General features: G+C 37.4%; 22 protein-coding genes. 16 read left to right on the top strand and 6 right to left on the bottom strand.

What is annotated here, in order from left to right:
* Positions 1 to 138 precede the first annotated feature (138 nt).
* The 11 genes from KCTCHS21_RS21470 to KCTCHS21_RS21420 all read left to right on the top strand — a co-directional run bounded on the left by KCTCHS21_RS21470 (position 139) and on the right by KCTCHS21_RS21420 (position 12,388).
* Positions 139 to 1,101 carry a sugar phosphate isomerase/epimerase family protein gene (locus KCTCHS21_RS21470; protein WP_130613187.1) on the top strand — a complete coding sequence of 321 codons (963 nt, stop codon included), beginning with the start codon at positions 139 to 141 and terminating at the stop codon, positions 1,099 to 1,101.
* A gap of 23 nt (positions 1,102 to 1,124) precedes the next feature.
* On the top strand, positions 1,125 to 2,261 hold the full coding sequence (locus KCTCHS21_RS21465) for a Gfo/Idh/MocA family protein (protein ID WP_130616636.1): 1,137 nt from the start codon (positions 1,125 to 1,127) through the stop codon (positions 2,259 to 2,261).
* Positions 2,262 to 2,403: 142 nt separating this feature from the next.
* Positions 2,404 to 2,742, top strand: coding sequence for a hypothetical protein (locus KCTCHS21_RS21460; RefSeq protein WP_130613184.1), 339 nt, complete (start codon positions 2,404 to 2,406; stop codon positions 2,740 to 2,742).
* A 50-nt stretch (positions 2,743 to 2,792) separates the two neighbouring features.
* Complete coding sequence (locus KCTCHS21_RS21455; RefSeq protein WP_130613180.1) at positions 2,793 to 3,917, top strand: O-antigen ligase family protein; 1,125 nt, start codon at positions 2,793 to 2,795, stop codon at positions 3,915 to 3,917.
* Between the two features lie 721 nt (positions 3,918 to 4,638).
* Positions 4,639 to 5,814 (top strand): tyrosine-type recombinase/integrase, encoded by a 1,176-nt coding sequence (locus tag KCTCHS21_RS21450; protein WP_157994092.1) that lies wholly within the window; start codon positions 4,639 to 4,641, stop codon positions 5,812 to 5,814.
* The gene (locus tag KCTCHS21_RS21445) at positions 5,811 to 6,545 is read left to right on the top strand and encodes a hypothetical protein (RefSeq protein WP_130613174.1); all 735 of its coding nucleotides are present in this window, start codon (positions 5,811 to 5,813) and stop codon (positions 6,543 to 6,545) included. Before KCTCHS21_RS21450 ends, KCTCHS21_RS21445 begins: the two co-directional genes overlap by 4 nt.
* A gap of 27 nt (positions 6,546 to 6,572) precedes the next feature.
* Entirely contained in the window at positions 6,573 to 8,012 is a 1,440-nt protein-coding gene (locus KCTCHS21_RS21440) for a site-specific integrase (RefSeq protein WP_130613171.1), read from the top strand.
* Positions 7,984 to 9,651, top strand: a complete 1,668-nt coding sequence (locus KCTCHS21_RS21435) for a site-specific integrase (protein WP_130613168.1) — start codon at positions 7,984 to 7,986, stop codon at positions 9,649 to 9,651. The genes KCTCHS21_RS21440 and KCTCHS21_RS21435 overlap by 29 nt, the downstream gene beginning before the upstream one ends.
* The gene (locus KCTCHS21_RS21430) at positions 9,648 to 10,121 is read left to right on the top strand and encodes a hypothetical protein (RefSeq protein ID WP_130613165.1); all 474 of its coding nucleotides are present in this window, start codon (positions 9,648 to 9,650) and stop codon (positions 10,119 to 10,121) included. The genes KCTCHS21_RS21435 and KCTCHS21_RS21430 overlap by 4 nt, the downstream gene beginning before the upstream one ends.
* Positions 10,122 to 10,175: 54 nt before the next feature.
* A complete protein-coding gene (locus tag KCTCHS21_RS21425) occupies positions 10,176 to 11,474 on the top strand; it encodes a replication-associated recombination protein A (protein WP_232057911.1) in 1,299 nt (432 codons plus the stop codon).
* 296 nt (positions 11,475 to 11,770) lie between these two features.
* Positions 11,771 to 12,388 (top strand): hypothetical protein, encoded by a 618-nt coding sequence (locus KCTCHS21_RS21420; RefSeq protein ID WP_130613162.1) that lies wholly within the window; start codon positions 11,771 to 11,773, stop codon positions 12,386 to 12,388.
* Here the strand turns inward: KCTCHS21_RS21420 and KCTCHS21_RS21415 are convergent.
* Positions 12,385 to 12,705 (bottom strand): helix-turn-helix domain-containing protein, encoded by a 321-nt coding sequence (locus KCTCHS21_RS21415; protein WP_130613159.1) that lies wholly within the window; start codon positions 12,703 to 12,705, stop codon positions 12,385 to 12,387. The two genes, KCTCHS21_RS21420 and KCTCHS21_RS21415, sit on opposite strands and share 4 nt — an antisense overlap.
* 132 nt (positions 12,706 to 12,837) lie before the next feature.
* Between KCTCHS21_RS21415 and KCTCHS21_RS21410 the strand changes: the two genes are divergently transcribed.
* Entirely contained in the window at positions 12,838 to 13,179 is a 342-nt protein-coding gene (locus KCTCHS21_RS21410) for a hypothetical protein (protein WP_130613156.1), read from the top strand.
* Positions 13,180 to 13,387: 208 nt separating this feature from the next.
* Here KCTCHS21_RS21410 and KCTCHS21_RS30720 read toward each other — a convergent pair whose 3' ends face one another.
* From KCTCHS21_RS30720 to KCTCHS21_RS31410, 3 genes are all read right to left on the bottom strand, one after another.
* The gene (locus KCTCHS21_RS30720; protein WP_145988968.1) at positions 13,388 to 14,227 is read right to left on the bottom strand and encodes a hypothetical protein; all 840 of its coding nucleotides are present in this window, start codon (positions 14,225 to 14,227) and stop codon (positions 13,388 to 13,390) included.
* A 71-nt stretch (positions 14,228 to 14,298) separates the two neighbouring features.
* Complete coding sequence (locus KCTCHS21_RS21400) at positions 14,299 to 14,973, bottom strand: hypothetical protein (RefSeq protein WP_130613150.1); 675 nt, start codon at positions 14,971 to 14,973, stop codon at positions 14,299 to 14,301.
* Between the two features lie 278 nt (positions 14,974 to 15,251).
* Positions 15,252 to 15,422 (bottom strand): hypothetical protein, encoded by a 171-nt coding sequence (locus KCTCHS21_RS31410; protein WP_170211438.1) that lies wholly within the window; start codon positions 15,420 to 15,422, stop codon positions 15,252 to 15,254.
* A gap of 250 nt (positions 15,423 to 15,672) precedes the next feature.
* On the opposite strand from KCTCHS21_RS31410, the gene KCTCHS21_RS21395 reads away from it, so the two are divergent.
* Both KCTCHS21_RS21395 and KCTCHS21_RS21390 read left to right on the top strand, forming a co-directional pair.
* Positions 15,673 to 15,996, top strand: coding sequence for a helix-turn-helix domain-containing protein (locus KCTCHS21_RS21395; RefSeq protein WP_130613147.1), 324 nt, complete (start codon positions 15,673 to 15,675; stop codon positions 15,994 to 15,996).
* Complete coding sequence (locus KCTCHS21_RS21390; protein WP_130613144.1) at positions 15,993 to 16,532, top strand: ImmA/IrrE family metallo-endopeptidase; 540 nt, start codon at positions 15,993 to 15,995, stop codon at positions 16,530 to 16,532. Before KCTCHS21_RS21395 ends, KCTCHS21_RS21390 begins: the two co-directional genes overlap by 4 nt.
* Positions 16,533 to 16,717: 185 nt before the next feature.
* Here the strand turns inward: KCTCHS21_RS21390 and KCTCHS21_RS21385 are convergent, their stop codons facing one another.
* Complete coding sequence (locus tag KCTCHS21_RS21385) at positions 16,718 to 17,575, bottom strand: hypothetical protein (RefSeq protein ID WP_130613141.1); 858 nt, start codon at positions 17,573 to 17,575, stop codon at positions 16,718 to 16,720.
* Positions 17,576 to 17,719: 144 nt separating this feature from the next.
* Here KCTCHS21_RS21385 and KCTCHS21_RS21380 point away from each other — a divergent pair, with 144 nt between their 5' ends.
* Positions 17,720 to 17,965 carry a helix-turn-helix domain-containing protein gene (locus KCTCHS21_RS21380; RefSeq protein WP_130613138.1) on the top strand — a complete coding sequence of 82 codons (246 nt, stop codon included), beginning with the start codon at positions 17,720 to 17,722 and terminating at the stop codon, positions 17,963 to 17,965.
* Positions 17,966 to 18,117: 152 nt separating this feature from the next.
* On the opposite strand, the gene KCTCHS21_RS21375 is transcribed toward KCTCHS21_RS21380, so the two are convergent.
* Complete coding sequence (locus tag KCTCHS21_RS21375; protein ID WP_130613136.1) at positions 18,118 to 18,426, bottom strand: hypothetical protein; 309 nt, start codon at positions 18,424 to 18,426, stop codon at positions 18,118 to 18,120.
* 267 nt (positions 18,427 to 18,693) lie between these two features.
* Here KCTCHS21_RS21375 and KCTCHS21_RS21370 point away from each other — a divergent pair, with 267 nt between their 5' ends.
* Positions 18,694 to 19,926: a hypothetical protein gene (locus KCTCHS21_RS21370; protein ID WP_130613133.1), complete on the top strand. Its 1,233-nt coding sequence runs from the start codon at positions 18,694 to 18,696 to the stop codon at positions 19,924 to 19,926.

The raw sequence follows: 19,926 nt of genomic DNA, 5'->3' as shown, positions 1-19,926 counted from the left end.
TCGTATAATTGGAGTTAGTAATTCGATGCATTTTCCTGTAAAATAGTAAGGGACATAAAATGAACGCGTGTACATACTTTATCTATTTTATGTCCATTAATAACTAAGATGATCTAGGAAAGGTTTGGTGGATAATCAATGAAATCAGGAGTTTTTCTAGTTCTATTCAGCCAACAAGCTTTCGAACAAGCATTGGATACGGCTAAGGCCGCAGGACTTCAATCCGTTGAAATCGGAACCGGAGGATTTCCCGGAACTGCTCATATCAATGCACAGGAAATATTGAATGATGACGCAGCTATTAGCCGTATTCGTGATGCTGTTGACTCTCGCGGTCTAACGATTAGTGCATTAAGCTGCCATGGTAATCCGTTACATCCGAATGCAGCCACTGCTAAATCTGATCATGATGATTTCGTCGCTACCGTTAAATTGGCTGAGAAGCTCGGCGTAGAGACTGTAATTACTTTCTCGGGCTGTCCTGGTGAATCAGTCAATTCTACATATCCTTCATGGGTAACCTGCCCTTGGCCGCCTGAATTCTTGACGGTATTAGAATGGCAATGGAACGAGATCGCCATTCCTTATTGGAAGGAACAATCTGCTTTCCTGCGTAAGCACAATGTGAGAGTAGCTATTGAAGCTCACCCTGGCTTTCTCGTATATAATACAGAAACGGCATTACGTCTTCGTGAAGAAGCGGGAGATAACATCGGAGTTAACTTCGATCCTTCTCACTTGTTCTGGCAAGGTATGGATCCCATTGAGTGTGTTAAAGCTCTTGGCAAATCTATTTACCATGTACATGCGAAGGACACGAAGATTGATAAACGGAATACAGCTATTAACGGCGTTCTAGATAACAAAAACTATGGTGACATTCTGAATCGTTCGTGGGTATTCCGTACGGTTGGGTATGGTCATGACGACGATTTCTGGAAACATTTTGTAAGCACACTTCGTCTTGTTGGCTACGATGGAACAATTAGCATTGAGCATGAAGACGGCTTGATGAGCGTAAACGAAGGCTTCACCAAAGCTGCTAACTTCCTTAATGGACTCATTCTTCAGGAAAGTGCGGGTGAAATGTGGTGGGCGTAGGCAAAAAGAAAATCAATGTGGGTATGGTAGGCTACAAATTTATGGGCAAGGCTCATAGCCATGCTTACAAAGATGTAGGAATGTTCTTTGATACGGAAGCAGACGTCGTTATGAAGGCGATTTGTGGACGAGATGAGAATGGGGTTAAGGAAGCGGCTGACAAATTCGGCTGGGAATCTTATGAGACGGATTGGCGTAAAATGATTGCTCGCGAAGATATCGACTTTGTTGATATCAATGCACCAAGCGATGCGCATAAAGAAATCACACTTGCTGCAATCGCAGCAGGCAAACATGTTTTCTGTGAGAAGCCGCTTGCGCTTAACTTAGCTGATGGCCGGGAGATGCTTGAAGCTGCTGAGAAAGCAGGTGTTAAGCACGCGATTTGCTTTAACTACCGTTTCTTGCCTGCAGTGCAATTGGCTAAGCAAATCATCGATGAAGGACGCCTTGGAGAAATTCATCACTATCGGGCGACTTATTTACAGGATTGGCTCGTTGATCCGAACACACCGCTTGCTTGGCGTCTTAAGAAAGAGGTTGCTGGCTCTGGTGCACATGGAGACATCAATGCTCACAGCATAGATCTTGCTCGTTTCCTAATCGGAGAATTTGATCGAGTTGTTGGACATAGCCGGACTTTCGTTAAGGAACGTCCAGTATTGACGGACGCAGCTGGTTTCACTGGCGCTGGATCTTCAACCGAGAAGGGTGAAGTAACGGTAGATGATGCGACTGGCTTCCTAGCGGATTTTAAGAACGGAGCTATGGGAGTGTTCATCGCTTCTCGTTTCGCAGCTGGCCGCAAAAACCACAATACATTCGAGATTCACGGCAGCAAGGGTTCTATCCGCTGGGATCTTGAGAAGTTAAATGAGCTTGAGGTATATTTCCGTGAGGACGAGCCGAACTTGGCGGGTTTCCGTCGTATTCTCGCTACGGAATCTACTCACAAGTATGCCGGCAACTGGTGGCCTACTGGTCATATTATCGGATACGAGCACGCATTCGTTCATATTGTATATGAATTCGTCCAGCACATGACGACTGATTCCCCATTCACTCCAACCTTCTACGACGGCGTAAAATGCCAAGAGGTATTGGAAGCGGTAGATCTATCGATTGAACGCGGTGCTTGGGTTAGTGTTGACGAGGTTTAGTAACAATACACTTAAGTCTAATAAAGCTTAAAGAGCCTGTCTGATCTTTATGATCAGATAGGCTCTTTAATTTCTATTTGAAATATGCCGATAAAGTAAAAGATAATGATGAAGGAACGACAGCTTAAAGGAGATTTTGATTTTGATGAACAAGAATTCCATTATTTACGCAGTATTGTTTTTGTTTTTTAGTGTGGGGGCACTATTGCAAGGTTTTTTTTCGGATTGGAGTGTTTTCGCCGTAGCATCGGTTCTCTGCTCTATTTGCCTTATTTGTTATTTAAGCAATAAAGATAAGACGTTGAAAATGACTTGGTTTCCTATTATATTGCTACTTTATTCAGCTATGTACATCTTGACGATAGGCTATGGTATTGACCGTGAGTACGCCATTATAGAGGCTGGTAGGGTAGTGATCCTTCTCCCCCTTGTTATTCTTTTAATGCACTTAGATAGAGAAAAAGATTGGCCTTGTATCTAATTCTAACTCGTATCACTTCAATAGTTGCTGTAGTAGGAGTTTTGTTTCAAATGGAACGTAATGGGCGGCTTGAATCAACGTTGGAGTATGCAAATACATTGGCGATTATCCTTCTTGTAGCACTTATTGTTGCATTGCTTCATTATGCTCAAAATGGAAGAGTACGTGAATTAGTTGTATCTACTATTCTCGTTACAGGGCTGTTACTTACGCTGTCTAGGTCAGTATGGGTGCTATGGTTTGCAACTATGATTATTTTATTTTTTATCTTTTCAGAGATGAGACGCAAAAAAGTGGCAGTCGGCTTTATAGTCACACATATTGCAGGGTGGTTATTGGCTGCCTTCTACAAAGGGGATCTTCTGTTCTTTAAGGGACGTGTTCAGACAATACAGCCGGAAACCAGTGAGTTTAAAATAAGATTGGTTTATTGGAAAGATGGCTTACAAATGCTAAAAGACTACTGGTGGAAGGGAACAGGCGGTGGTGGCTGGAATCTTCTTCAACAAGACTATCAATCCCAGCCCTATTTTGTGAAGTATATACATAACCACTTTTTGCAGACCGCATTGGATATAGGGATTTACGGACTTCTCTTAATTGGAATTCTAGTAGGTTTGTTTATTGTGGGGGTTAAGATTCAAATTAAGAAAGGAAACAAAGCTGAAGCTTATTGGGGGAAGGCATCAATACTCGTGGTTATTGTGGTTATACTGCATAGTGGATTTGATTTTGATCTAACCTTCCCGATAATGGGGGGAATTCTTCTCTTGTTTATGTCAGATTCACTAACCTATTTACCTGTAGTATTTACAATTAATTCTAAAAAAGTGTCATATTCACTAGTTGTTTGCAGTGTTTGTATTACTCTGTTTTTGGGCTGGTCCGCAATTGGATATAAGCAAAAACAAGTGGCAACTCAACTAAGGGACAGTGGACAACTAGAAATGGCAGAGCCACATTTTAGAATTGCATCCGGCATGATTCCTTGGTCGCATACTATTCAATATGAAAATGCAAAATTGTTTGTTTTACAAGGCAATATATCACAAAATAAAGAGGATTATAAAAATGCTAGAACTAAAGTTGAAGCTGCTACAAAGCTACAGCCAAAGGAAAGCTTGTATAAGGAATTGTTAGACGAACTAAAGGGAATAGGAAATAGATTGAAATAAACGCAGGATTTGAGAAAAATTGTCGTTTACTTTGGGAATATATAGGTTATAATTTGATAGTTCTGTGTATTATTAGTACACGTATTTTAGGAGTGAACCACGTATCTTAAACCTTGATATAAACGGTTTTTTATTAGCGTAGACCTTATTAAAACAAAGTACACGCATAGATAAGATAAATGATGAGGAGGTTTGATGAATTAATGGAGGAGGACGTAGCTCAACCGAAGGGGCGAGAGGATAGTTTTTGAAGGATATTTAACCTCTATTGTGGATAAGAAACACTAAGACCAGGGAATTTATTCCATGGTCTTTTTATCTTTTTAAAGGATTTGTGCTAACTGGAAACATTTACTTGAGAAGTGGTAATGACTTTGTAGTTAATTAAACTGAGTAAAGACAATAAACTCATAAGCAAATCTCAAACCTATGTGTAGCAACAGAATCGGAATAAATAATAAAATTATTATACTCATTTCTCAAATTAGGAGGGAATTTGTCGAAATATTACTTCAACCGTTTAACTCCATTACCTCCTCTTTACGAATTCTAAATCCTACATTATAGTGCATTTGTAAGCGAAACATAGTGATAATAAATTAGAGGCTGGAAGTGGAGAAATGACATGTATTTACATTTTATGCGCATTTCGACTTTTGGTTGTTATAATAACTACGAGCAGATGCGCATCTGAGAATCCGACAGAAGGGTGATGGAAAGATTGAGTTTAAAAGTAAAAAAATCTTTATTTACGCAAGATGATGGAACAACAATATCCAGATACTCAATAACAGAAGATGAAGTACCAATAGCAGAAATCAACAGATGGATTCAGTTTGTAAGTACCAATAGCCCTCTAACTGGACAACGTTATGCATATGTCATTGTAAGCTTTTTAGAATATCTAAAAATCATAAAAATGCATTATCGGGACGTTACAGATAAAGCAACGCTTGAAGGATATGTTCACTACCTATTGGGGTATAGCGGCGAAGTTGTTGCAATCAGCGGTGGGAAAACCATTGACACAGTGAGAAATCATATCTCAGTTTTAAAAAACTTTTATGATTGGTTGGAAGATGGAGGAGCCATCGAACAATCTCTGATATGGTATGGGCATAAAAAGGATCGTAAAGGAAATCACTATGTAAACAAAAAGTTTTTGTATGGTCAAATCTATAACTTTAACAATTCAAGGGATAACGCACTTTTTAAAAAGTTCAGATTCAAAAAAAAGCAAGAGCATATCAAATGGTATACTATCGATGAAATTCAAAGTTTAGTTGACCATTTACCGAGTCATAAAGACCGAATAATCTTTCGGATAAGTGTGGAGTGTGGTCTCAGAATTGGCGAGATTTTGGGGCTTCACTTAACCGATATCAACCGTTTTGAAAATGAGATAAAAGTTGTATATCAACTCAATTCAGATAATGAAGCATACGCTAAAACAAGTAATCGTGACGTGCCTATCCTTGATGATATTCCAATCATTGCACAACCTCTTATGACTGATATTGAAAATTACATTGCTGGAGAAAGAGAATCTGCTGACATCTATGTGAGTCCATTTCTATTTCTGAATAACAAGGGAAAGTATCGGGGTAGACCTGTAACTAGGCGTAATTTTCTGAGTATTCTGAAAAGAACAGCTAAAAAATTAGGAATGAATCCTTCTAAAATTAGAACGCATAGTGGACGAAGTACAAGAGCGGAAATCTTGGTCGAGAAGAGTTTTGAGAAAGGAATAGATATTAACATCATTGCTGATTACTTGGGTCACAAGCCTGATACGCTTCGGAAATTTTATCAGAAAAAAACAGCCACAAAAACGCGGAGAGAAACTTTGCGGAAATTAGCGCCATCTCAAATCAAAGAGAAAGAGGATGACCAGTGATTGATGTTGTGTTAAAGCAAATCACGCCAGGCAGCGGAAACATCTTTCTTATAAACGAAAAAGAGATAACCTTACAAGTTAAAGTAGCAGAAATTGATTCCATAAAATTATATGTCACTAGTGTTGTAGAATGTTTAAAGAACTGCGACATCGAACAATTTCACCGACTTCGTGAGGAAAGAAAAGAATCGACATTGTATAAGGTTGCAGGCTTATTTCCATTTGAGTTTGAACAATTCTTACGTTCCATATGTCATCAATTTTTTAAAGAGAATCGTCCGTTTGCTACAAAAGATGTTTTTAATAAACTTGGAACCAACTATACCTCAAAGACTCCATATTTTCAGTTTGTTATTGATGTCGTAGAACGTTTTATAGACGAGTGTATGCATATATTACTCAATGCGATTAAAAAACTGGATAACCATACCGTTTGGACATATGCAACAGTGATGCAGCCTAAAATTAGTGGCTATCAAGTGTATCTTGCCTGTATGAACGATTTGGCAGCTTTTGAACGCTATATCCGTTTTTGTTGCGAACTTCTTGAAAAAGAATCAACAAAGATAGAAATCAGTTGGCTAATCTTGTATAACTATTGCTTATATGGGGTCAAAGAATACTATTTTTCTGGTTCCGTCTTGCAGAAAATTGAAGAGATGGACAATGTGTTCAAACGTGTCCGAACTGATTATTATCTTGCCAAGATTGATAAAGTACGTCATTGGTAATATAAGTTTAAAGACGATGTATGGGAATTGTATTATACAGAGTTGCAGGTCATTCGCCGTTATCGTTTTGATTTTATAAATTTTAATGGAAATGTAAAGAATGAAGTGAAGTCCTATATAGAAAATATATTCGAACGAAACGAATCCGTATCGAATACGCAACAACGGTTGAATAGTATCAAAACCTGTTTTGAGTTATTAGATGCACATTACAAAATTCAAACTGTCCTTGAGCTTAATCCAGCTCATGCTCATCACATTAGAGATGGTTTGCAACAAATTAAAGATGAACATGGGAATCGGAAATATGAGTTATCTACAATGAAAGGATTTTATACAGAAATCAAATTGTTATACGAATGGATTTTGGAATCAAAATCATTGGAACATATAGAGAATCCCTTTAAGAGATTCGGTTTTAGCAATATAGATTCATTTGTAAACAAAACTGAGTATATTCCTGAGATTGTAGTTGAACAAATAACAAAGCATATTCAAGAATTGCCAAGTCATGTTCAAAACATTTGGGCGATGATGATGTATTCTGGCATGCGAATAAAAGAGGCATTATCAGTTGAAGTAGATTACTTATATGAATATGAAAATGAAATGGTATTTAAATATATTTCGTTGAAAAAACCAAAGCATAGTGAAGACCCTTTTCACGAAATTCCTGCACACGAAAAACTAATTGAGGCATTCAACATCCAAAAGCAGGCGAGTGAGGCTTTACGCACACGCATCAATTCCAAAGTGATTTTTTTGTCTGAGCATATGGATAAAGTCACATTGCATTCTCAACGAAGCATGTCCATTTGGATTAATAAACTCATTAAGAAACATAAAATTAAAGACGAAATGGGAAAGCTGTTTCATTACACGCATCATATGTGCCGTAAAACGGTCATTGTAAACTTATTCACGAACGGCGCAACCCTACAAGAAGTTGCTGATTTTATTAATCATCTCAGCACTAAAACAACTGAAAAACATTATAAGGAAATAGCCAAGCCACAGATGGCTGAGAAAGAAGCATCGTTTTTTGAAAAAATGTTTGGAGATGTCACAAATCAAGAAATCATGTCTCCATACACTGCCGAAGAAAAGGTAGCGTTGGTTCAAGAATTAAGGGAAGGTAGCCGCGAAACACCTGAAGGACATGGACTCTGTTATAAACACATTGCCTTTGGTCCCTGCGTAAAAAACAAATGTTCTGGATGCAATTTTCTTATTACGGGACCCCAACACTTACCTAAGTGGTATCAACTATATTTGGAACAGAAGTATGTTGTAGATGAGTTGGAGAGTAAGTACAAATCACTGAATATTCACGATTATGAAAATTATCGTGTGTTTCAGCATGCAAAAAATGAGTTGAAAATCTACGAAAATAAGATAAAGCAAACAGAAAAGAAAGCTATGGAAGTGGGGATTCAAATTGACCGACCAAAAGAATTGGTTATTTAACAGAGATCAAACGACATTCACAGATGATTTAATAGAACAACTCCACAAAAAAACAATACAGTACGGAGATTTTCATTTTGACGATGAAGTGTGGTATTGCAATCACAAACATAAAGATGCTCGGAATAAGTCTCCTTATAAGATTTACTTTAACCTGCCTGTCAGAGAATCTTATAAGAAGTTATTGAAGTATTACGCCTTGCTATCCAATAAACAAATTGCACCAATTAACGTTGATGTGAATCAAACAGTATTCTTCATACGTTATTTAGAAGATTTCTATTCGCATCTAAAACTAAAAGATGTAAACAAACAAATACTTTTTAATTACGAAGAGTTTATAAAAGAAAACGTACCACAAAAATCGAGAGCCAGATATTATAACTCCCTTAACAGTTTTTTTAAAACGATGCGTGGATTCCCTGGAATCCCCGAACAAATACCGACTAAGAGAAAAAATCCGTTTCGAAATCTCCATATCAATAACAACCATAAGTATATACCTGATGAAGTGGCAAGAAAATTTGATGCCATTATGAAGGATGAAGCCATGGATATTCCACTGGAACTAAGAACCGCCTATTGGCTATTACGTTCTTTTCCAAACCGAGGAACTGAAATTTTAAGTTGTCCCATCCATGCCTTGAAAACGAGTTATAGCTACTATGTCTTGTTCGTGCCGACTTGGAAGCAAAATGGTGGTTTTTTGGTTGCAGAAATTAAAGCCATTCCTATTTTAAACGTTGGACATGGCGCTTATCTCATTGAACTTATTCAGCGATTAGAAAAACAAACAGAAAACCGAATTCAGGAGTATGACGATATTTTAGAAGAAGATAAAAAGTTTTTGTTCCTATCTGAATGGTATGGATTTGATAAAGAAAACGGTAAAGTTATGAAGAAAGTGTACAAACAGCATGAAAATCGGTTTTCAAGATTAACACTCGATAAATTCAACAGAAATTTGGAGGAACTGGCACACCTATTTCAAATCAAAGATAAAAAAGGAAATATCGCCGTAATTACATCCCATCAATTTCGCCACAACGCAATCAGCGACCGTATTTACATCGGCGGTTACTCTGATGAACAAGTTTCCGAACTGTCCAAACATAAAAATATGACCATGTTAGCGTCCTACAAGCATCCGATAAAAGATGCCATTAAGAAATTATTAACGGACAATCGAGTTGCTGAAAAACAAGCCGCCGTTGCCATGAAGGGGAAGTATTTTAATTTAGATGAAAATGGGTTATCAGCCATCAAACGAATAAACCCGAATGCCTATTTAACATGGGAAGTTGGCGGTAGTAAGGGGATTGGCATTTGCGGTCAAATTGAAAAATGTCAACCGCAAGGAACAGCATACCATTTTGATTGCTATGCATGTGATTGGTTTATTCCCAAAGCTGAATACCTTAATCAATACAATCAAGAACTTGATTATTGGCATGAACGCATGGAGAGGTATGCCAAGCATCCGAACATGGCTGCTTCGTTTGAGAATGCTGCTCGAAATGCGGTGTTGTTGGAACGCATCATTAAGATTTGTGAAAATGGCATTGATAAATATGAAAATGAACTTGTAAATAAAATCATGAATGGCGATATTTCAAATGGAGATGATAAATTAGTTTGAGCAAAAAACATCTATCACAATATCAAGAAAAACAAAGGCAAGAAAGTATTAAAAAACTTAAAAAACTCATTGAACTCATTCAAGTACAGGAAGGTCAATATGCGGTTTTAACCTTAGAGAAATTATTGAACTATGGGGGGAATCAATTTTATAAGAGTTTACTCTACAAAGAACATCTATTAAAAATATGGAATCCACGATTATGGGAACATAAGTATGCAAGACGAAGAGGATTTGGAAGTAAACAAAATGATGTTGATTACAAAGGTTTGAAACGTGAAATTGAGGGGATTGAAAAGAAACTACGTGATTCAGAGAAGGCACTTGCTAAATTAAAAGCTGAACACGAAGACCTGATGGATAAGTATAAAGGCGCTCGAGCTTTTTGGAAAGAAGAGAAAGAAATATCAGCAAAGCTTCGAGGCGAAATCCTTCAACTCCAATCCCGATTAGCAGCTAGGGGATTATAACATCATTAGCTCCTCATCCAATCGGATGGGGATTTTTTTATCTTTATAGTGAAGATGTCGTATAATGAAAGAAAAAAACGCATTGGAGTTTCAATAATGGACTTATTTGATTATACACTTGAACAAAATAACAATTTTAAACCACTAGCTGAAAAAATGCGTCCTCAGAATTTAAGTGAGTTCTTCGGTCAGGAGCATTTGCTTGCACCAGGCAAGGTTTTACGCCGACTGATAGAGAATGACCACCTAACCAATATGATATTGCAGGGTCCTCCATCCTCTGGAAAGACAAGCCTTGCCACGATTATAAGCAAAATGACGAATGCCCACTTCATTCGGTTAAATGGGGTTAACCTCGGCATCGCTGATATCCGAGATGCCATCAAGAATGCCAAAGATAATTTAAAATTGTACAACCAACGAACCGTATTGTTTATCGATGAGATCCATGCGATGAAATCAAATGTTCAAGAGGCATTATTGCCGCCTTCTGAAGATGGAACATTCACGTTAATTGGAGCAACGACTGAATCGGTGATGCATGACATTATCCCACCGCTCGTATCTAGATGTAAAATATATAATTTCAAACCTCTTGAGCATGATAACCATAAACAAATTATTCGTCTTGCTTTGCAGAATGAAGAACGTGGGCTTGCAAATAAGTTTGAAATTACAGAAGATGCTTTGAGCTATCTGGTGGATATAACGAATGGGGATGTACGCAATTCTTTGATTGCTTTGGAGAACGCTGCTTACTCACTACATGGCGGTAACGTCATTGAATTACAACACATTCAAGAAGCCGTAGAACAACGCATCAACGGCATGAATCAAACGGATTTTTATGATATCGTCTCTGCCTTCTGTAAATCGCTCAGGGGCAGCGATTCTGACGCGGCAGTATATTGGATGGCTCGACTCCTATACAGCGGCGTAGACCCCATTTATATCGCACGTAGAATGGTCGTGCATGCGACTGAAGACGTGGGTATGGCGAATCCTACAGCGTTGCAGATGGCGTTGGCAGCCAAACAAGCAGCGGAGTTTGTAGGTATGCCTGAGTGCCGTATGGCGCTTGCACAAGCCGCCATTTTCATTTGTGAGAGTCCTAAATCTAATTCGGTGTATAAAGCCATTAACGCCGCGCTGGAGACCGTCAAAAATACGAAACCATTTGATGTACCTGACCATCTCAGGGACGGCACGAAGACGTATATAAACCCAGTCGACTTCCCAGATAAACGTCAACCTTTGTTACCGCCAGAACTAATAAATCATCAATTTTACAAACCACAGAACAGTGGGGTAGAAGCGAAGATTTATAATCGTTATCACAGCAAAGATACATGAGCGGTCATTTGAAAAACCATTACACACTTGGAACGTAAATGATATATCTAACCAGGGGATATGATAGTTTCAGTTCTTCGCCTTATTCTAACTCGTTAAACGACTAACGAAGCATTTCACTAAATGGTGGATGCTTTTTTTTTCCTAGTCCAACTAAGATGTTGGGTGGGAGTTATCTAGTAAAAAAGAACTAATTGAAAAATTTTTACTAGTTTCATGCGGATTTCCCCTCTAAATTGGTATAATATTATAGTAATCAAAATTGAATACTATAATTCTAGAGGAGGCGGTACAACATGCATTGCACTCAATATAAACCAACCAGTGAAGAACAAACGCTATCTATTTTTGAGGGAATCATTTCTGAGCAATTTGGCTGGAATAACATAATTTTTCCTTTCATTCCGCAAATGCAGGGGTCAAAACTCATTATGAAAAATATGCCCGAATGGAAAAAAGTCTTAATCGAATCCGACACGCCATTTATTGCCCTTGACGCTGCGTATGAACACCGCTCTGTGGTTCATACAGGTAAACGAAGTATTGCGCTCCTTAACATACAGATTTATAACGAGTTAAAAGATGAGATGCAAAGGAAATTTCAAATCCAAATGCGAGATTTTGAAATTGTATTCGCACTAGGCTATTTATTTCAAACCAACGCGATGATTGAGATTTCTAATCAACAAAAAATTGATTTTCATGATACGGATTCCGACATGTTTACGAGTACGGCACAAATAGCTATGCGTAACTACTTATCACGTTACGGACAAAACGATTATCATGCGATTTTAGTCGATTATTTTTATTATTCATTTACGCATCAATTTGAAGAAATCACTCACTTCTTCAGCAAGCGCAATAAAATGTTAAGTGCGATTGCCTATGAAGTTGGAGGGTATGCTGATTAATCAGACATGGCATGTAGAAGGGCAATGACACACTTTAGGTCTCTCTTGCTTTTTGAACTACATAATTTCATAATCAATTCCTCTTCATCAAGAATGGGTGAAGGGGAACTGTTTATCAGTAGTTCGGATGGATGAACACCCAAAGTCTTTGCAATCGATTCTAAAGTCTTCATCGTAATATTGCGTTCGCCGTTTTCAACTTGTCGAAGATAGTTACGTGTGACACCAATCATGGTTCCGCACTCATCTAGGGTTAAATTTTTATCTTCACGGAGAATTCGAATGGTTTGTCCGATTTGAATCAAGAGTTCATTCATATAGTGTGGATTCCTTTTCTCATACAATTTTATATGAATTCATTCTATCAAAAATGAGACAAAGATTCGTATATTTTAGTTTTACCTGGGAAAAATGTTCCCATCGATAAATAGTGAGGAGAGATGTACCTGATGCAACACTACATGTTTTTGGAAAGTAAACTCGTTTTCATTTTTAAGCAATATGAATCCTTGTTGGACAATGTAGTAGAGATTACAATTTATAATGAAACGTGCAGAAGAAATATTCTCAACTATCAAACGCAGAATCTGCTTAATCAATTTAAATGCGTCTGTGAGAATGTGAAGATAAAACCTGCATTTACAATCAAACCTGAAGATGGAAAATTGAAAACAGCACTATTTTCGGTTCTTTTTAATGAACCCCAAGGAACATTAACGGTATCTCTTTATATAACAAAGAATCAACTTCTCTTTACAGAGTACAGAAGTATCCCAGGTATCACCGAATGATTTAAATATTGAACTTGTTCTGCAACAGTTACAAGGTGAATTGATAATAATCAAACGTACTTCTATGCTTCTATTTATCGTGCAAAAAACTCTCACTTGCTTCGATGAAGAGGGAGCTTTCATCTTGGGAAAACAGGAATTAAAACGAATCAATTCATTAAAATATTAAAAACCATTACACCAATATGGAGTAATGGTTTTTAATATTTTATTTCTTTTCAGCGCTTGTTGTTGATAATTTAACATCTTGTGTTTTAGATACCCAATGGTACATTGTGCCTGATGAAAAGAGGAGCGACATTGCACACAATAGGATGCCAATGGTAGCGATTAACGCTGGCTTAATCGTAAACGGATTTGTCTTACGGATGATGAATCCAGCTATACGGCTTCCAGTAGCTAGGTAGACGTTAACTGCGTACATGTGAATTAACAGTACAAGTAACAGCAGGTTTGGAATCATGACAAAAATGAATCCAGCTGCTAAGTATGCATAACTCATCACACCGTCAATTCCAACTGATTGAATGAAGTTGGATAAAGAATCCGCTTGGGTTGAGACATCAACTTGATTACGCATGAGTTTCAACGTGAACAAATCAACAATGACAATAAGGAGCGCTACCGCTGTCCAAAAGCGATTTAAATTATCGTACTGATTATTCCTATACAATTTAACAGCGATTGTAATTGTACTCACCATTGCAAAACAGATGAAGCCAGTCAAAAAATTCATAATCACTTCGTGATACCTGACAAATAGGAACGCTGCCACAATGAGTCCAATAACCCACATACCGAGAGCGGAATTGTCATCATCATCTTTACGTCTTGGACGATTTCGTGATGAATTATTATGATGATGGTGGGTAATGACGTTACGTTCAATAAACTGAATGGTATTGTGGATGGAGGATCCATTGGTGTTAACCCCACTGTTATTCTTGGGCGTTAGTAAAAGACTAACGAAAAAGCTGAAGAATGCAAAAAAGATATTTAACATGATATCAGAGGTATGAGTTTGTATGTAATGAGTTAACGCCGACATATTTGCCTCCCAAATTATTATAAGAAATCCCCCACAAAACGTGGGGGAAGTCGATTACGCTTAAACCCCTATTACGACTGAACCCCTTGCGTATGGTTATATCGAATGGTGAAAAGAGGGTCAATTTGGTATGCGAACGTTACGGCTTTACGGCTTACATTAGGCATATCGTACACGATTTCGGCAATTTCTTGTCCGTTCGTATCTTTGCCCATAGTAGCGTTTGGGTCAACTTCTGCACCGCGTGGCAAGATGGCAGAAACTTCTACACGACTGCCGTTTGGCATTCCCAGTCCATCGAAAGGAACCCGAATTTGAAGCTCGTAGGAATTCGGAAGACCCTGACTCGTCAGTGGGAAAATTTTATACTCATACGACAATTCGTAGAGGTTCGTGGAGCCAGCGACAGGGACGAGGGACGATTTCTTCAGTAAGGAAAGAAGAAGCAGTTTAGCAGCATCTTCTAATGTACCTGCAGGGTCGCCATTCAAGGCTTCTTGTTGGATATCTTCGGTGCCTGCAAGCAATGTGCTTGCGCGGAACGGTGTGACCTCCAATTGTTGCAGACGGAGTAAATCGAGAAGGGCAGGGCTTGCCGTTACACCGCTTGGGACATAGTATTCGTCCAAAACTGGTTCGTCCGTTTTGAGCGTGGTTTTAACAAGAACAGTGTCAAACGCACCGCCGTTATATCGCGAAGTTCCGTTAACATAAATCAGTACATCTTGCAGTTGAATATTTGCCATTGTTTTCAACAACCCTTTCGAAGATAAGTTTTTGTACTTATCGTGGGTTGGTTCAATTTGCCTTAGAACGTATAACTACTGACACAAATTGGACATACTTTTACCAAGGTTATGGTTGCGTCCTAATTGCGTTTTCAGTAATATGAGGATATCCGTTCGTTGGCGGTTCATTTAATGTTGCGAGCATTGAAACGAACTTCTGAACATTTGACCCACGATAAGCGTGTTGGTCTTTCGGTATTACAGACGTGAAGGCTCCCATACGTGGAGTCTTCTTTTTATTTCTCGCGGCGCACGCCTTTGAATGGCTTTGGGCTGCTCGTTTTCTGGTCCATGATACGACCAGTTTGCGTATCACGTTTCACCCAATTGCCGTTTGGCGCTTGAAATTGGCTGCGGTTCGTAACTTGCCCGATTCTACCGCCGCCAGGTTGTCCATTAACTGCCATGGTATCTTCCCCCTTCCTTGGTGTTGATTGCCTATCTGAGATTAAGTCTAGCACCCACGTTTGTCGTTGTCAACATCACAATCAAATAAAATGTTTCTGATATAAACAAGTGATTAGGGATTGCATTTCAAGTGTGTTTGGCGTATAATCGTGAATTTTGTGTTTACTGGATTGACAAAAACGTTACATATAGGCAATACTAAAAGAAGTAAAGACTATATGGGATGAAAATTTAGAATTGAGGATTTTTATGGAAGACCTTATTTATGCAGAAATTGGTCGGAGGATTCGCGAGGAAAGAGATAAAAAAGGATGGACGCAACAAGAACTGAGTGATAAAACAGAATTTACTCGTTCTTCCATAGCAAACATTGAATCTGGACGACAAAAAATTCAAGTCCATGTTCTTTTTGTATTTGCTACGATATTTAACATTAATCCAGTGGAACTTTTGCCACAAGCAGACGCATTAATAAAAAATGAAAAAGATGATGAAAAAACACAAGATGATGAGATGGATTTTCAAGCACGTATTTTTAGAAAACTGGAACAAGTGGGAGGGAATGACGAATGAATCTAAAAAAAGTGGAGCGGTTGGCGAATACTGTTTTAGAGGAATTTAAAATTACTGCACCACATGTGCCAATTCGTGAAATTGCAAAAGATTTAGGCGTACATGTCATCGATGAAAAGTTTAATGATTCCGATATATCAGGTATGTTGTTTAGGGATGAAAATAAAAAATTAAATGTAATAGGTGTTAATTCATCTCATAGTCCTAATCGTCAACGTTTCACAATAGCACATGAATTAGGTCATTTCTTATTGCATAAAGGTGAAACAAATCATTTTGATAGAGCTGGAACCTTTAAAGTAAATTATAGAAATAGTGTATCTTCAACTGCTACCAGTAAAGAAGAAATTGAAGCAAATACTTTTGCAGCTGCGATTTTAATGCCTGAACATTTTCTAGTCCCAATTATTGAACAAAGATTAAGTGATGGTTTAGATATTAGTGATGATAGTGATGAAATAAGTGAAATTGCATCCCAATTTAAAGTAAGTACACAAGCTTTATATTTTAGATTAAGCAAATTAGGTTATGTATAAGCATGAAAAAACGATTAACAAAAAGGCACATTCAATTTGATGGACATCAATCCATGAAATTGAATGTGCCTTTTGACTTGTACAATCTTTTTTGAATGATTGCAGAAGTAATTAAGTTAAAACCATTTAGAAAAAGCGGTCCAACTGATAAGTGAAGCAGAGTGACCGCAATGAATTTGTATATTTTACTTTAATGGGATTACCAAACTGAATGGATCCTTTCCCTGTATCGGAAGGTTTTTAGAGTCTGTAATTTGAAGTCCATTGATTTGAAGAGAATTTGCTTCTGCCTTTTGGGTTTCAAAGAAAATTGTAATTGAACCATTACTATTTGGTTTTATCGTTGCGCGGCTTAGTTTGCTTGTTACATTTCCCTTATCTGTGGTCAGTTCGGCAGTAGCTTCATTGAGCCAACCAACCGAAACTTGATTGTCTGTTTGATTATTCTTTAGTTGAATAACGTAATTAAATCCATCCATTCGTTTCATTTGCTCAACGCTAGTTACAGTAAGAACCTTGTTTTCGGTCGTAATTTGCTTATCTAAATTAGACTTTTCAATCAATAGCACAAAATCCAATTTCCATTCCCCATTAACAAGCACCAGTCCAATTCGATTTTCTCCAGATACATCTCCGTTTGCATTCTTACCCTTAACTAAAACCTTGGCATATTTATGAGTGTCATCATAATCGGCAATCTGAGAAATCATATATTCCTTTGTATCAGCGGAATTCTTAAAATCAGATTCCTTCAGATTCTTAATAAAGTCAGCTGCCGACATGCCTAAGTTCTTATCTTCAATATATTGGGGAAGCGTATCGTAATCTTTCTTTATGTAAGCCTCGTAAAACTTCTTAACGATTTCCGAAGGATCTGGTGCTTCCTCTTCTTTAACCGTATTTGTTGCTGCAGATGTTGATGTGGGTGAGAAGGCTTGTTCTGTTTGCTTTGCTTCTGATGTGGGTTTAACTTCTCTTGTTTCATTTGAACATCCAACAGTAACGAATGTCGTAAATACCATTATAGCGAACCACTTCTTCATTTTGCTTCACTCCTTCTCATTCGACACTTGTTGTCATATTTCTCCAAAAGTCTAGCATAAACTCACTTTGTAGGCAATAGCCTACAGAAATTCATTCTATGACTCTTCTATGCTTGAATAAAAGCAGAGAGGAATTATGATAGAATGGATGAAAAAAATCCGTATTTAGTTGCGTTTGGTAATAGGATAAAAAAAGCGCGTAAAGAATTAAAAATTACGCAGGACGATTTAAGTTTGTATACACGCATTGATAGAAGTTACATAAGCGAAATCGAGAACGGTATTAAGAATCCAAGTCTGACTACGATTTTGACATTAGCAAAAGCATTGCATGTTCCACCATCAAAACTGATGCAAATTTTTGAGTCGAAAGAAGTAAACGATGAATGAGACCTTCACCTATTAAAGGGAAGGTCTCATTATACGTTATGAATTTTTGGACGAGTAAGTAAATAATATATAGACCCCATAGTTTATCCCAAAACCATGAATCGGACGTGTGCTTTTTATTGTAAACGTAGGGTACTTTTTTTGGAAATCATTCATTGCTTTTTCAACACTCCAACCTGATAGGTGAGTAGATAAGGCACCGAAAAGCTTCCTTTTGGTGTTTCATCAAAATAGATGCCAAACTTGAAAGGAAGTAATTTTTTAGGTCTTTGACAAGATAACGTTATACTTCGAACTGCACCTCTATCAATCCCAAAACTCCAATTAACTCGCTCAAAGCTATCTGAAGCTAAAAAATGATTAATTTCATTTAACTTATCATTTGTAATACCACCAATAAATTGTCCATTAAAAGTTCGTGTGACGATTTCATTTGCATTTTCCGCAGAATATATTGTCATATGCCACCCACCGTTTAAGAGTATTTTGAAAAATCTTCCTAACCCTATACTAGCATGTCATATATTTTGTAGGCAATAACCAACAAAAAGCCTTTTCGACTTCTTATAGATTCATCAGCATTAATATGATAAAATGAGAACGTGAGTTCCTATTTATTTATAGTGAATTCCCTCAATATCAAAAAAATGGGATTGAAAAAGGGATAATGGAGGAAGGTGTCGAAATGGCATAGTGCAAAAGATTCACAACAATAAGGATGGAAGCCTATGGAGAGAAGCATCATTAGTCGGGTAGTGGGTGAACAAAGTAAAGGTGAGAGGCTACAGCGCCTTAGAGCTATCCAATTAATTTTTGATGAACTTGAGAAAGCCCCCAATATTTCTGTGCTTGTGGCATGCGAGTATATTGAAGATGTTTATTTGAACACAAGTGACGGTGACGGTAAAAGTAGTGAATATCTAGAGAGTGACAAAAGTTATGAGTCCAAATGCTTTTCACTAAATTCTGATGAAGTTAAAAATAGTTTAGTGAGTTTCCTTGATGTTTTTTTACACTATGGACATCATATTCGTTTTGGTTTTTATACGAATACTGGCATTACGAATGAACGTACTACTGAATTGTTAAAGCAAAATAAATTAGAATTACCCGATAAAGAACTTATGCTGTTGTTAATGAATAAAGAGTATGTGACGGTTCTTCCATATTTAAAATGTATCTTGTTAGAGGATTATAGGAAGCAGTATGTTGGCAAGAATGCGACTGGTTATTTACATGTAATTGAAAAATATTCGGATGATTTATGGATTCAATTTTTGGAGCAAATTAATTGGAAATTCGAAGAAGAAGATGAGAACGAACTTGAACTGACGTTATTGTTAAAAGTTAAAAATTGTCGCTTGTATGATACGGTGTCTGTATCTGGGAAAGAACAGTATATTATTGATGCATTAGATAAAGAACTTGAAAAAAGGCAAGCACACAAAGATCCGCTTCATCGATTGATTAATACAGATACCATTAGAACCAAGTTTCTTGAAATAGGTAATAACGTTGCAACGTCAAAACCATTAGACCCCTGCTATGAGGATTGGGATTCGATGGAAAAGCCGTTTGATGGTCGTGATATTAATAGCAAAATCAAAGATGTATCACCTGATTATGATGATACGACATTTGAGGTATTTGCACGTAAAATTGGCTCGATTAAAACACAGCTAAGAAGAGTTCAACATCAAGCAAGAGGCGCATATCTTTATCGTGTGTTTGAAGCATGCGAAGAACAATTGATTAGGATTGTGCATAAGCAGACGCAAAAATCAACGGTTGAACCTTCAGTTGTTGATGATTGGATAGAAATGTTGGTTCGTTCAGCCATAGCACACATTGAAGATTGGGGCAAAGATTATAATTATCCATTTAGAAGCGAGAATGCTGTTCGTGATACAATTTACGAATTAATTAACTCATGTTATTTAGCTTTTGATAGGAGGAATTAA

This window comes from Cohnella abietis (genome assembly GCF_004295585.1).
GTDB classification, from domain to species: domain Bacteria; phylum Bacillota; class Bacilli; order Paenibacillales; family Paenibacillaceae; genus Cohnella; species Cohnella abietis.
This window is presented reverse-complemented; position numbering and strand designations above follow the sequence as displayed.